This window comes from Endozoicomonas sp., assembly GCF_031844845.1.
Classification (GTDB): domain Bacteria; phylum Pseudomonadota; class Gammaproteobacteria; order Pseudomonadales; family Endozoicomonadaceae; genus Endozoicomonas.
Genome location: NZ_JAVRMB020000054.1, coordinates 1 through 14,182 on the forward strand (window position 1 = coordinate 1; position 14,182 = coordinate 14,182).

Annotated in this window: 12 protein-coding genes; 9 read left to right on the top strand and 3 right to left on the bottom strand. The window is 46.5% G+C overall.

Annotation, left to right across the window (positions count from 1 at the left end; translation table 11 throughout):
• Nucleotides 1–674: 674 nt before the first annotated feature.
• Nucleotides 675–893 carry a Kazal-type serine protease inhibitor family protein gene (locus RM811_RS02365; protein ID WP_402520428.1) on the top strand — a complete coding sequence of 73 codons (219 nt, stop codon included), beginning with the start codon at nucleotides 675–677 and terminating at the stop codon, nucleotides 891–893.
• A 183-nt stretch (nucleotides 894–1,076) separates the two neighbouring features.
• Here the strand turns inward: RM811_RS02365 and rlmF are convergent, their stop codons facing one another.
• Nucleotides 1,077–2,081, bottom strand: coding sequence for a 23S rRNA (adenine(1618)-N(6))-methyltransferase RlmF (gene rlmF, locus RM811_RS02370; RefSeq protein ID WP_402520394.1), 1,005 nt, complete (start codon nucleotides 2,079–2,081; stop codon nucleotides 1,077–1,079).
• Between the two features lie 220 nt (nucleotides 2,082–2,301).
• Nucleotides 2,302–2,799, bottom strand: coding sequence for a M48 family metallopeptidase (locus RM811_RS02375; protein WP_402520396.1), 498 nt, complete (start codon nucleotides 2,797–2,799; stop codon nucleotides 2,302–2,304).
• A gap of 379 nt (nucleotides 2,800–3,178) precedes the next feature.
• Between RM811_RS02375 and RM811_RS02380 the strand changes: the two genes are divergently transcribed.
• The 5 genes from RM811_RS02380 (at nucleotide 3,179) to RM811_RS02400 (ending at nucleotide 8,131) form a co-directional block, all read left to right on the top strand.
• Nucleotides 3,179–3,739, top strand: coding sequence for a Smr/MutS family protein (locus tag RM811_RS02380; protein ID WP_402520398.1), 561 nt, complete (start codon nucleotides 3,179–3,181; stop codon nucleotides 3,737–3,739).
• Between the two features lie 265 nt (nucleotides 3,740–4,004).
• Nucleotides 4,005–4,406 (top strand): DMT family transporter, encoded by a 402-nt coding sequence (locus tag RM811_RS02385; RefSeq protein WP_402520400.1) that lies wholly within the window; start codon nucleotides 4,005–4,007, stop codon nucleotides 4,404–4,406.
• Complete coding sequence (locus tag RM811_RS02390) at nucleotides 4,385–4,720, top strand: SMR family transporter (protein ID WP_402520402.1); 336 nt, start codon at nucleotides 4,385–4,387, stop codon at nucleotides 4,718–4,720. The genes RM811_RS02385 and RM811_RS02390 overlap by 22 nt, the downstream gene beginning before the upstream one ends.
• Before the next feature lie 625 nt (nucleotides 4,721–5,345).
• Complete coding sequence (locus RM811_RS02395; protein ID WP_402520404.1) at nucleotides 5,346–5,834, top strand: hypothetical protein; 489 nt, start codon at nucleotides 5,346–5,348, stop codon at nucleotides 5,832–5,834.
• A gap of 692 nt (nucleotides 5,835–6,526) precedes the next feature.
• On the top strand, nucleotides 6,527–8,131 hold the full coding sequence (locus RM811_RS02400; RefSeq protein WP_402520406.1) for an endonuclease/exonuclease/phosphatase family protein: 1,605 nt from the start codon (nucleotides 6,527–6,529) through the stop codon (nucleotides 8,129–8,131).
• Between the two features lie 23 nt (nucleotides 8,132–8,154).
• Here RM811_RS02400 and RM811_RS02405 read toward each other — a convergent pair whose 3' ends face one another.
• Nucleotides 8,155–8,592, bottom strand: coding sequence for an acyl-CoA thioesterase (locus tag RM811_RS02405; protein WP_402520408.1), 438 nt, complete (start codon nucleotides 8,590–8,592; stop codon nucleotides 8,155–8,157).
• Nucleotides 8,593–8,747: 155 nt separating this feature from the next.
• On the opposite strand from RM811_RS02405, the gene codA reads away from it, so the two are divergent.
• The 3 genes from codA to RM811_RS02420 all read left to right on the top strand — a co-directional run bounded on the left by codA (nucleotide 8,748) and on the right by RM811_RS02420 (nucleotide 13,895).
• Nucleotides 8,748–10,025, top strand: coding sequence for a cytosine deaminase (gene codA, locus RM811_RS02410; protein WP_402520410.1), 1,278 nt, complete (start codon nucleotides 8,748–8,750; stop codon nucleotides 10,023–10,025).
• 263 nt (nucleotides 10,026–10,288) lie between these two features.
• Nucleotides 10,289–11,959: a hypothetical protein gene (locus tag RM811_RS02415; protein WP_402520412.1), complete on the top strand. Its 1,671-nt coding sequence runs from the start codon at nucleotides 10,289–10,291 to the stop codon at nucleotides 11,957–11,959.
• 55 nt (nucleotides 11,960–12,014) lie between these two features.
• Entirely contained in the window at nucleotides 12,015–13,895 is a 1,881-nt protein-coding gene (locus RM811_RS02420) for a hypothetical protein (RefSeq protein WP_402520414.1), read from the top strand.
• Nucleotides 13,896–14,182 lie beyond the last annotated feature (287 nt).

A 14,182-nucleotide genomic window follows, 5' to 3' on the forward strand; every position in this document is an offset into this window, starting at 1 on the left:
TAGTTGTTTCCCGAAAGGTGATCCTGACCGCAAAGCCACGCCCGGCGGACACAACGAGCGACACAATGATAGTAGTGTGTGCTCGCCGTATCGATCAGATTTCGCCGTGGGTTGGTCATGGGTTCTCCTGTCAGGAATAAAGTTGGTTCAGGAGAAAAGTAGAATAGATATTTGGAAATTCCAGTTTATGGGTGTCCTATTATTCTGTTTATGGGTGTCCTATTTCTTCTGTTTCTTGTTCCAGTATATGGGTGTCCTATTTCTTGCTTTTTATTTTATGGGTGTCCTATTTCTTGGTTTTGGGTGTCCTATTTCTTGTGTTGCTTATTGCTTGAATCCTAATGGCGATTCTCGGGGAGTCAGGGTCAATTCTTTGGTCCCCATTACACAAGATTGTCAACAGCGGCTAACAACTAACAAGGAGTAGCTACGTGAGTAATGTGAGTAAAGACTCCAATATGACATATGCTATGCTCGACCTGAGTAGGCCTTCCACCGGGGCTCCATTAGCCCGAAATGATTTAAGGCTGGGTACCAGATGTTGTAAGTGGATAGGCAGGAATCCAGCTAAGGCATGCCTTGGAACAGTGGCGACCGTAGATCTTCTTGCTGCTGGTGCTTATGGTATTTTTGATGCTGCGGTATGGCTAGGTGGAGGCGTATTTACAGGGACTATGGTAACGCTTCTGAATAACAGAACCATAACTAATGTAACTGACGTTCCGTCCACTCTTCCGGCTACGGAGCCTTGTGCTACTTCATGCGAACCTGTGTATACCCCCGTGTGCGGTGACAATAAGGTAACCTACCCCAATCGGTGTGTCTTCGACATCACTAAATGCTCATCATATCCAAATCTTAATATTGCATATAAGGGCGAATGCCGCATCTAGGAGTCTGTCGGGCTTTGAACAAAAAACAGCCAAGATGAGCTTTTTTTCAATGATTCAGGGTTTATGAGGCCTGAACTCAAAGGTGGTTTACAGTTATTTGGCGTCATATTAGGTGCTAGTGCTCAATAATTGAGCTAAGACCGACAGACTCCTAGTGCAGGAAAGCTCTAATCCCCATAGACTTTATCTGGCTAAAGTTATGGATGCCTTATTTATTTCCGATGCCCATTGCACCTGCTCGTCCTGAGTCAGAAAACTCCAGGCCAGAACACGACTGATTTTTTGACCCTGTGTCATTTTGATCACCTGGATTTGTTTGGCTCCTTTCTTTTTTAACTGTCGCTTCAGTGGTTGAACATTATCGCCCTTGGATACCAGGCTTGTGAACCAGCATACCTGTGTGGCGAATTCGGCACTTTCGATAATCATCTGCTTTAAAAATTGAATCTCTCCACCCTCGCACCATAACTCTGCTTTTTGTCCGCCGAAGTTTAGCTTTGGAGACGCTGCGGCAATATTTTTATCTTTGTTAAGGTTTTTCCATTTCCGCTCACTGCCGGCATTCGCTTCAGCCATGGATGCGTGGAATGGAGGGTTACAAACGGTTGCATCGAAACGGTCCTGTTCTTTGATGATACCCTTGAAAATACGACGACTGTCCGGTTGTTGCAGGACGTTGATGCTGTTTTTCAGGCAGGTATTACTATTTACAATCATCCGCGCTGCTTTCACCGAGACAGGATCGATATCGCTGGCGGTGAATTGCCATCCATAACTTTGAGCTCCAATAATCGGATAGATGCAGTTAGCACCGGCTCCGATATCCAGTACTTTAATGGCACTGCCCATCGGTGGCTTCAGGTCTTTACTGTGATGTGATTTTGCCAGCAAGTCTGCCAGATAATGAATGTAGTCTGCTCGACCGGGAATAGGAGGGCATAAATACCCCGCTGGAATTTGCCATTGTGTCACCTTATAAAAATGCGCCAGCAATGACTTGTTCAGGCAGAGAACGGCCTGTTCATTGCTGAAATCAATGGTGTCTTCTCCCCTGGGGTTTGTTTTCAGGAATGGCTTCAATCCGGGGGTGGCTTTCGTTAGTTCAGCCAGGTTGTACCTGCCCTGGTGAAGGTTGCGGGGGTGCAGTCCCGCAGGCGTTACTGGTGAGGATGCTGGTTTTGCAGTCATTCTTTGAGGTTTTTTCACAATAGCTACAGCACTTCTTGTGTGAGTTCAGACTGGTCAGGGTTGTTATTTTACATGGTTGGGTAAGAAATGCTCAGCAGAAACAGAGGTTGGGTCTTGATTATTGAATTCATTCAAAAAGAATGACCTGACCCTCAAATTTCAGATTTCAATGCCATTCAGGGTGATAAGTATGAAAGATCCGACTTAACATTTGTCATCGCTAATAGATATCCCCAAACACTTCCAGCTGTGTCATATAGAGTCGGGTGTCCAGTTCCAGCTGATGATAGTCTGGTTCCATATGACAGCATAGCTGGTAAAAAGATTTGTTATGGTCAGCTTCTTTCAGGTGGGCCAGCTCGTGTACCACAATCATTTTCAGAAATTCTTCCGGTGCATTTTGAAACAGGCCACCAATGCGAATTTCTTTCCGGACTTTAAGTTTTCCACCATGCACTATTGATCGGGAAATATTCAAGCCCAGCGCTTTATGAGTCTGGCTGAGCTTGCCATCAAACAGCACTTTGTTGAGCGGGGCTGACTTGCGAAGGTGCTGGTTCTTCAAAGTCATGGTGTAGTTATACAGTGCTTTATTATTTCTTACTGCATGCTGTTCCGGGTATTTTTTCAATAACCAGGCGCCTAACCGTTTTTCTGTTATCAGGCACTGAGCCTGTTCAATAACAGGCCTGGGATAATGGAGTAAATATTTCAACATTCCGTGGAGGTACCAGTCATTCTTAAGGTAGACATTAAGCGGCCTTAAATCACCTGCCAATAGTACATCATCTTACCAGCATGAATACATGAGCCTCACAAAACAGCAAGTATTGCTATATACAGGGCTGGGCTCTCAACATCTCACCACATCACCAGCTCTCTTCCAAACAGACAACGCAACGATATAATCACGCATTTTATGGCAATCAAGAGCGTTGAATGATGGTTTATCGACTCCATTGCAGCTGAAAATACTGGAAAGAAAAGCATACCAGGTACTTTGACGATTATTCCCGCAACAGTACAATAGCCACTTCTGTTATTCTCCCATACCCTGCGCCTGTTCAGTTTGTTTAAGTATTTAAGTAGCTAATCTTATGTCCGACAAAGATGATGAAAAAAGCTTCCGGGAAGCGATGAATGATGTACGACCACTGAGCGGTAAAAAGAGCAGCAAGACCCACCTGGGTGAAAGTCGAAGACCTGGTGCAGATATCCCTGACAGTACATTAAGGGCACGTCGAAGAGCCGCAGAACTGGATAAACCATCCGCAGGAGCTGCGCTTTCAGAAGCCTGGATCGAACCTGTAGACCCTGAGCAGCCCATTGCATTTTCAAGACCAGGAATCCAGCACACAAGATTGCGGCAACTCCGTCAGGGCGTACTGCCCATCCAGTTTCAGCTGGATCTCCACGGCTATAAGATTGATGAAGCCCGGGAGTTGATTAATGAGTTTATTCAAGCTTCCCGCTACCGCGGACTGAGCTGTGTACGCATTATTCATGGGAAATCTCATCGCTGTAAAGAACGACAGTCGACCTTGAAAAGCCATACCAATCACTGGCTTAAGCAGATGCCCGATGTCCTGGCTTTTTGTTCAGCACCTCAATCCGAAGGTGGAACAGGCTCGGTACTGGTATTACTAAAAAGGAAATAGAGCCACTTTCTCCTCCATTCATAAGAACAAATCCCCCCTTATGGCTCAGGAACAAATAGGGTATGATCCTTCTCAATTACACTTACAACATTTGTCTTAACATGTTTTATGATTCGCTGAATCTTCACGCCACTGTCTGCTACCATTCAGCCGAGCGCTATTGGCGAAACGGGCTTTAACCTCTCCTGCCCCAATAAATTTGCCGGAACAAGAACACCGCCAACCTGCTTAAATAACTATTGATCTTTTGATCGGGGGAGTCCCTGTGTATTACTGGTTTATGCTGTTTCTGGCCATCATTACAGAAGTGGCCAGTACGTCCTTTATGAAAATGGCTTCAGGCAGTAACCCGGTACTGGGTTATACGCTTATGGCTGTATTGATATCGATTTCTTACTTTTTTCTGTCACAGGCCGTTCGCAAAATTCCGCTGGCCATTGCCTATACCATGTGGGAAGGATTGGGGCTGTTATTAATAAGCCTGATGTCCTGGCATTTCTTCGATGAAACCTTCTCCAACAACAAACTCATGGCTATGGCTTTGCTGATGACGGGTATGGTTCTGATGAATCTGGGAGAAAAGTTGTCTGAAAAGCGCGAATCAGAAATAAAAGAGCGAACGTTCACTGAAAGGGAGCTGCAGTCATGTCGGACAACTTGCAACTGATGGCTATATTCTGGGTCGTTGCCGCTTCCAGCTGCGACATTATTGGTAATGTACTGACCAAATTATCCAATGGCTTTACCAAAAAGCGCCTTGCAGTGATGGTCATGGTCGTACAGATTGCTGCATTTGTCTTTCTATCCTTTGCCCTGGAAAGCATTGACCTCAGTATCGCCTATGCTCTCTGGGGAGCTATGGGGATTATTGCCACCTCCATCATTGGACGAATGATGTTTGGTGAAAGCCTGCATCCGGTAAAAGTGCTTGGTATTGTGATCACACTGGTGGCTATTGTTTTTCTGAAACTATCCATGTGAGCTATCCAGAGCACGTTTCCATGGCGAGCTCTGGAGCGTTATTTCGCAACCGACATCAGCCCATGTTTATTCGAACTATTCCTTAATGCCTACCCTTTTATCTCGTATGTCAGGTTTCATTTTTCTCATAGGAGCAGGTGAAGCCGCCCCCACAGACATTTGCAACTTTTTCTCCAGTTAGCTGTCTATATGATCGGTGTAAAGTGTGACATCCTGAGGAAGGACAAATGGCGATAATAATATACTCTCTTCTCACGTTCCCTTCAGGCAGGGGCTGCCACACTGCCTTCGGCCTACCCTGAGACAGGCGGAGCACTGTCTATAATAGCTATTTCAAGACTGCCCCTTAAATAGAAGTTACAAACATCTTGATCAAGTCATGGGGTTTGATGGTAGAAAAGGCCATGATTCCCACCATAGCGAAGTGTTTGAAGGAAAGGAGAAGTTTCAGGTGAGTAGTCCAACAGGAGCAGGAGTACCGCACTCCAACACTTATCCCTCTTCTCAGCCAGTAAATAAAGGAGGAGCAGATAATGCTAACAAGATTCGAACTGTCGATCCAATGATATAAGGATCAAGGATCAAGGAAACAGCAGATTCGTTTACCGAGAAGACTAGCTCCAATATGGCGTTAGTTAGAGGACTTGCCGAATATCTGATAACAGAATTCTTTACTGGTCGTCCGATTCATAATATCGCAAGCACCGCTGCTGTTCGGATTAATAGTGAAAATACGGATTCTGCCTCCACAGCCGTAAACACTAACCCCAAAAATCCTGACAGATGGGTCTCTTGGCAAGAACGGCACTATACGTTCTTCCTTGGTTCGTACCGTCAAAAAACAACATTAGAACCTATAGTTTCAAAAATCCATGATTTCCTGAATCAGGACAAAAATAGTAAAGCCTTTGAATATATTAAAAGTATTGCCAACTGCCAGTTGGGTATTGCTAACATAGAACATATTAATAAGTGCGATAATTTTTTGGACATCGCAAATCGATACAAATTGGATATGGTTCCATTGACCCGATTAATCAACGTTTGTATTACCAGAGGTATTTTTCAGGACGACCTTATCAGTGAAATTCTGAACGAGGTAGAAGAAGGATAAATAAATACACTCATCTTCGACAAAGGGTGACTAACTCCTTGAGCTGATAGACTCACCCTTCTGGATCAGCTCTTTTATTTCAATTGCAATTAATGGTCGTCCAAATCTAACGATTGATTAAAACCGCATCAAGCCAACATGCGTTGTTATGACCCAAGGCACAAGTTGCCTTTATGCAAGACCTGAACACAATAAGCACTTAACCAAATGAAATCCAATATTTTGGATCGATAGACCAGAAATAAGCTTCAATCCTTTGTGCTACGAACATTTCAGCTTGGGTATTGATCGAATTTATTTCTCGGAAAACACCAGACCAACCCCTTGATACCTAAGGGTTGGAACTTTTTCTTGATTTGTTGGTCGGATATATTGGAAAGCAAATGGTCAACTACTTACATCACGTTGAAAACAGTGAGAGATGACTGCGCTATTGCGACCAAAAGACCTGCACAGGCCAAGTCTGGTAGGGGTTTTTGCGTTCGTTGCGTTTTATTGCAACTGCTAATACTTGTTATTGTCACTGACTATCGTGTTATGCAACTGCTTGCTGAGTGTATTTATGATATGTCAGGTTTGATTTTTCTCATATGAGCGAACAGGCTGCTGGCGAACGAATAAAGGCAGTGTTTTTATGAAATATCTGTCGACTGAATTCTGAAGTTATGTTTTATACGGAAGTAACCATTACTATGAACGCAAATGAATTACCCCAGAAAAATCCTGTTCCTGTAACGCCTGCCGAACAGCGTAGTGAACCAACAACCTCAGCCCCCGACAAGCACAATGATTCTGAAGGAAAATTGACAGGATACAAGGTGGCTTCCTATTTTAAGGAGACTCACCTTTCACCAGAACAATTAGATCCGGCCTCATACGAAAAAGGATCGCGAAACAGGCTGCGTACTATACCCGATAATTCAGACAGTGCGACTATTTTAAATAAAACCATAAAAGTGGCGACCTTCAATGCCTCTCTTTCCCGGGAATCCACCTCTACCGACACCACCGGATTTGATGTATTGAAATCCCAAATGGCAGTTAGCCATGAAAAGCAGGAAAGTCTTATAAAACAATATAATGTGAATGATGGCAGCCTGGATTCAAAAAACAAAAAGCTGGCTAAGCACATCAGACAAATAAAAAATATCGCTGAAATTATTCAAAGGACAACCCCTGACATACTGGTTCTCGCCGAGTTTGATAACAACGGAGTGGCCGACGACACCCAGGCCATTGATGATTTTCAAACAAACTACCTGTCATACCCACAGAACGAGACACTGACGGCAGTCAATTACCCTTACCGGAAAACCATACCCACGAATACCGGAAAACCCAGCGGTCTGGACCTGAACAATGACGGCAAAACCGATGGTCCTGGTGATGCCTGGGGTTATGGTTCCTTCCATGGGCAGTATGCTTATGCCATTTTTTCTAAATATCCCTTTGATGAAACCGGATACCGGTCGTTTCAGAACTTCAAATGGAAAGATATGCGCGATCACGATGAACAAGTGCCGGTCATCCTGCCTTCAAAAGACAAGAGAAACCTTAACGCTATAAAAAAAATGAACAAAGAAATCGGTGATTCATGGTATTCCCATCAGGCATGGGAACATATGCCGCTTTCCTCAAAAAACCATATTGACCTGCCGGTTCTCATCCCGGTTACCCATGGCAGCACACACCCGCTTCACCTTCTGGTCTCTCACCCTGCTCCGCCAATACAAGATCCGTTTGCCGCCCAAAATCGTCTGAGAAATCAGGCAGAGATCGGGTTCTGGACTGATTATATTAGCGGGAAACCGTATTTTCTTGATGACAATGATAGAAAGAGGGCGCTGGACAAGAATGCTGACTTTATTATTGTTGGAGACCTGAATTCAGACCCTGTCGTCGGAGACAAATATGTCACGGCCACTAAAACCCTGCTGGACAGCGTGCATGTGAATACCACAGCGACTACAGGAACACACATACCAACCAGTAAAGGAGGGGCCGACCATCTCGATTCTCTCTCCGAAAAAAAGAAAAGGTCTGGTGGCAAACGACAGGAAAAATCCGGTGACACCAGTTGTGTCACTTCAGTCAGTCGCTTTCGTCTGGACTACGTTATTCCATCCGCCGGCTTGATGGTGCAAGATTCCGGTGTTTTCTGGCCATCCAAAGATGAGCCGGGCCAACACCTGGTTGATATTCCACAGCGTGGGAACGTTAAGGACGTGTCTTCCGATCATCGCCTGGTTTGGGTCGATATAGACATTCCGAAAGAGCGGACTGAAAGAAATCGGTAACACTCACCTTCGACAAACACTGACTACCTGAACTCGCCAGACTCAACCTTCTGGATAAGCGCTTTCATTTCAATGGACAATTTGGCCTTGCTATTCGTGGCAAAATCAAACATCACGGCAGTGGCTGTACCGGTTGTGGTCACCCTGTTCATGCTTTTACTGACGATCTTGTACTCCATGGTGAAACGGTCTCCCTGAACATCAGTAACCCTTGAGCCCACCAGCAGGGTATCCGGATAAGTCACCGATGCCTTATAAAAACATTGTGTGTGGCTGATCACTGGGCCGACACCTGTCTCTTTTGCCTTTTCCATTAGCTGTATTCTGTCGAAATAATTAATCCTTGCTGATTCAAAATAACGAAAATATACGACATTGTTAACATGCTGAAGAGCATCCATATCCCCCCAGGCTACGGGAATCTCTGTGATAACGGCATAGCCTTCCAATAAGTCTTCCACAGCGTTACTCCTTCTTTTTATCTTTTTCTAATAAGTCTGGAGGCAACAATAAATAGAATTCTGAAAAGAGACAAATATTTCTGATCCAGGATAATTTCCCCAGTGGGTTAGGGTTTATCATTGACTGACTTTGAATTTCAGATTGAGAGTTAACCATGAGACTTGAAAACGTTCGCCTGCACCAGCAGCAGGGGCTGTTTGATATTGAAATTGATAATGGCGTCTTCTCGGCCATCACGCCTGCCGGCACTTCACGAAATGAAGGCCAGGAAGTTCTGGAATGCAATGGACAACTGGCACTGCCACCCTTTATTGACCCACACGTCCATCTGGATACCGCACTGACGGCTGGTGAACCGGTATGGAACCGCAGCGGAACGCTGTTTGAAGGGATACAGAACTGGTCTGAGCGAAAGAAAACCCTGACCCGGGAAGATGTTAAAAACCGTGCAGTCAAAGCTCTGGACTGGTATATCGCCCAGGGAGTGCAACATGTGCGAAGTCATGTTGACACTACCGATCCTTCCCTCACTGCACTCCACGCGTTGCTGGAATTACGGGAAGAGATGCGCGACTTGATCGATATCCAACTGGTGGCTTTTCCCCAGGAGGGTATTCCTTCTTTCCCTAAAGGCGCTGAACTGCTTGAAGAGGCTCTGAAGCTCGGTGCTGAAGCCGTCGGTGGCATTCCACACTTTGAGTACACCCGGGAATACGGCCTGGAATCTCTGAAAACAGTTTTTGAGCTGGCAGAGAAATATGATCGCCTGATCGATATCCACTGCGATGAAATTGATGATGACCAGTCGCGTTTTGTCGAAACCGTAGCCACTCTGGCCCTGGAACGTTCCATGGGGCATCGGGTAACGGCCAGTCATACAACGGCCATGCACTCCTACAACAATGCCTATGCCTTCAAGCTGATGCGCCTGCTTAAACACTCAGGCATTCATTTTATCGCTAACCCGGTCACCAACCTTAACCTTCAGGGACGCATGGATACTTATCCAAAGCGTCGCGGTATCACTCGCATCCCCGAGTTGCTGGAAGCCGGCGTCAACGCCTGTTTTGGCCAGGATGATATTGTTGACCAGTGGTTCCCAATGCAGGGCTGCAATATGCTGCTGGTGCTGTTCACTGGACTGGTGGGATGTCAGATGACCGGTTTTGATCAGATCAATCAGGGTATTGACCTGATCACCCATAACAGCGCCCGATGCCTGAATATTCAGGATAAATACGGCATCGAAACGGGTAAACCCGGCCACCTTATTCTACTGGATTCAGAGAGTGTGTTTGACGCGGTGCGCCGTCAGGCTACGGTAACTCACTCCATTCGCAACGGCAAACTGATTGCCAGCACCTCTCCGGCCAGAAGTACCATCCATCGGTCTGGCCAGCCAACTCCGATCAGTCTGGCGTACTCTATCTAAGCCCTCCCGGGAATCCTGCCCTCCCCCCCCTGCTTTCCACTGGAAAGCAGGGCCCTTCTGCCTTTGACCTGACAGACTCTCCTACACAACATCCAGTCAAGTACCGTTCAAATTGATTATTCCGGGTAGAAATTGAACCCTCACCATGATTTCTGGTCTATAAAGATACTTTCCCTCAGGGCTGGTATGGAAACAAAAACCAGACAGCAGCAATCTACCCTGATGTATTTCACAGAATAATCTCTCCAGAAGGTAATGTGCCAATGAAAAACCGGATTCTGTTCTGGGTGTTGTCGGGGTTCTTATCAGGCTTGGCCACTCTGGCTCTGGCCATTTCAGATCCGGATAAACAGGGAAAGGTTTATAAAGGATTGCAGGATGTCCATGCCATTGCCACCAGTCAGGGAATGGATCCTGAGAGCACAGGGGTACGCTGGACAATTGGCAACCCTAATCTCATTGAATGGTTACTCGCCCCCTGGAATCCAGAGCGGGTCAATAAAGATCTTGATGGCTATAAAAGCCAGTATGGTTCTATTGCCGCCACTGCCAGGCATGTAGCGGCCAGTACTATGACTAATAACAACATTTCAGAAAACAATTTTGATGCCTCCGGACATCAGCTGACAGATGATGAAATTGAAGCTCTGCTGGCGCTCATTGAACAGACGGACTATCTGGATGCATATCAACCAGATGCCAGAGCCATCACCCTCTCCGATGCAGACGCTCTGTTTGTCCCCAGCGACACCTTTATCACCAAAAATCTGACGAAAACCGCCAATGTGGCGTCGGACCAGAAATCATCAAGCACACTGATTTCCGCAAATACCCCGGTGTTGGTACTGGGACAGTTCAACCCCATCCCAAACCTGAATCCGGCAGAAGACAGCTGGCTGGCCGTCTGGCGTCCTGAGTTCGGCTTGAAATTCGCCAAATCCCGACATATCGCTTTTGCCGACCAGAGTCTTATTGATCAATATTCACAGATTCAGCCTGAAGACAATACCAGCGTACTGAAAATGACCACCACCAGCCGGGTAAGGGAAGGTGCCAGCAGGCTCTCCCTGGGCACACCGATACTGGCCGATGGCGACCTCTTTATGATGGCCAGATCAGTCTTGAAAAAAAACGGTGATCCGCAATCAGGCATTTTTCTGAAACTGAACAACGCACAACTGGAGACGGTCAGACTGAATGTAGCCGATCCCAGGGGAGTCCTGGGCAAACAGGTTCAGACAGTACCGCTCCCCCTGAACAACAAAAACCTGCTTGACCAGATCAGTAACAATATCCTGAAATATCCGGCTGCATACGTTCCCCCAAGCCACAATGAAAATCGTTTTTTTGCCTGGGGAGAAGGCACCGTTGGCCCGGATGGTGAACGGGGCCAGGATATCTCCACCATGATATTGAAATCAGTGCGTCCTTTCGGCAAGTGGTTGCCAAGGCACTCTCAGGATCAGGTGGATGAAGGCGTCAGCGTTCGCCCGATCGCAACAACTAATGAAGGTACTCTGGAAGAAAATTATCAGGCCATGACAGAATATTGCCAGCTGGGTAATTTTGTCTCCTGGGGCCGGGGTAACAATATGGCCTGCCTGGGCAGCATCTCTCTGCAAGCACTGGCCCTTCTGGATCCGCAAGCCGCCATGGATGCCACAGAGTGGGGAGGCATGACTGAAGATGACAGAATCCCTCTGCTGGCATTAACACCTACAGGCCTTACCACCATTGAAGACCCGGCAGAAGACTCAACGGAAGAAACTGCTGCAGCTCCCCAGTGGTTTATCACCGCCAAAAGTGCTGTATATCCGGTATTTAAGAAGGGCTATCTCGACAGTTTCATCCGGAATGGACGTTCACTGACGTTTTTTAGCTACTTTACCCCTGTCGATGATGCCGGCAACCCCGGAGAGAATGGCGGGGAATAAAAATCACTCCGGTTTATCAATAAACAATAAAAACACCCCTATAGAGGTTTTTTACATGGCTAGTTTCATTGACGCTGCGCAGGCGCAGGCTCTGTCTACAGTTTATCCTGACGAATTGCCTGGCAATCGATGCCATTCCACATTATTCATGAACAGGGAGACTGAGAAGATTTCGCCAGTATCGCTTGTCGTTAACCCCGGGAGTAAAGACAATCAAGTCCCTGAAACTGCCATCCTTATCCGGACTACAGAGCTGATAAAGCCACCTGCCAGTGATAACCTGAACAAGCCCAAGCCGGCTCCTTTTTATAAAGGATTGCAGAATATTTATAAAATTGCCGAATTTCAGGGAATTGATCCGAACAGCACTGAGATAAAGTGGAAGTTAAATAACCTAAACCTGTTTGATAAGTTATTAGCTCCCTGGAATAAGAATGAGGTCGAAGCGTTCATTAAAGGCATTGACACATCGCCTGCTAAATCTACATCTGCTGATGTTGCTGAGAACCGACAAAACGAGCACCTCCCCATCACCAGCCACGCCATAAAAGTAGCGCTCAGTGCCATGATAAATGGTGGAGAGGGAAACATCGGCAGCCAAAACAAGTATAACTATGATGCTACCGGACACCAGCTGACGAAGCAGGACATCGACAAAGTACTGAGCCTGATTAAAACAGCGTCCTGGCAGACTGAATTTTCCGACGAATGCAGGGGCATTACCAACGCCAGCGCAGATGCGTTGTTTTTACCCACTGACAAATTTATTACCAAGGACCTGACGGATACCTCCAATTCCGCATCCGATCAGAAATCGTCAAGCACGCTGATTCCCCCAAACACCCCGGTCTTCATACTGGCTCAATTAAATATCATCCCCGGGCTGAACCCCGAAGAAGATAGCTGGTTAGCGATCTGGCGTCCCGAATTTGGGCTGAAATTCGTCAAATCCCGGAATGTCGGTCTTATAGATCACAAAGATATTGAACAGTATTCACAGATTCAATCCAGGGATAATCCCAGCACTCTGAAAATGCCCCTGACCGACCGGGTAAAAGAATCCCATACTTTCAACAGACTGGCTATGGGAACACCATTACCAATCGGCAATGGCAGTGCCATTATGGCAAAATGCACATTTGAAGAGCGCACAGTTACGCTACCCACTTACCAATTAAAACTGTACCTATCGAAACTGGAAAAAATCCATCTTGAGACAGTGGACAATAAGGGTGACAAGGACGCACTGAACAGACAGGTACAACAAGTACCACTCCCTCTGAATCACAAAAACTTTTTCAACCAACTTAGTAACAATATTCTGAAATACCCGTCTGAACTGGTGACACCTGCAGAAAATGAAAATCGCTGTTTTGCCTGGGGAGAAGGCACCATTGGCCCCGATGGTGAACGGGGGCAGGATATATCCACATTCATATTGAAAACCATCCGTCCCTTCGGCACCTGGCTACCAAGGCACTCTCAGGATCAAATCAATGAAGGGAACGTAATTGAGGGTAGCCAAACAGATGGAAAATCGTTGGATGATAATTATCAGGCTCTGCTGAAGCATGGCAAGCCTGGTATTTTTGTCTCCTGGGGCAGGGGAAATAACATGGCGAGCCTTGGCAGCGTCTCCGTAGATCAACTGGGTGATCTGAACAAGGATGCCGCAAGAGATGCCCTGAATTCAGGGATGAAAGAAAACGACAAAATCCCTCTGCTGGCATTATCACCCATTGCACTGACCACAAAAGATGAAGACGGCACCATCCAGTGGCACCACACTGGCAGAACTGCAGTGCATCCGGTATTTAAAGAGGGTGAAAACAGCACATTTATAAGAAAAGGTCGTGAATTGAAGTTCTTTAACTACTTCACTGAAGTCACTGAAAAAAGCGTCAACCAGCCCGCTCCTGAAATCAGTAACCCGTAGGTACAGAGAAGCGTTAAAACCCATACCGATATCATTGCCGTCGCTCCTGCGAAGGCGGGTGTCGCAAAAGGTCTTAAACAACGATTTACACCACTGCCGTCTTTCTCGCGAAGGCGGGAAGCCATCGCGAGCAGTGGATCCCCGCCTTCGAGGCTGTCGCAAAAGGTAACCTGAACAATCTCGACGCAGGTCGGTTCGCTTGCGAGCCGACTCGTGACCCAGCCGCCATCACTTATCAAGGCATGGCGTTACCGGAGGGTCCGGCTGTGGGGAACCGACCTACAGAT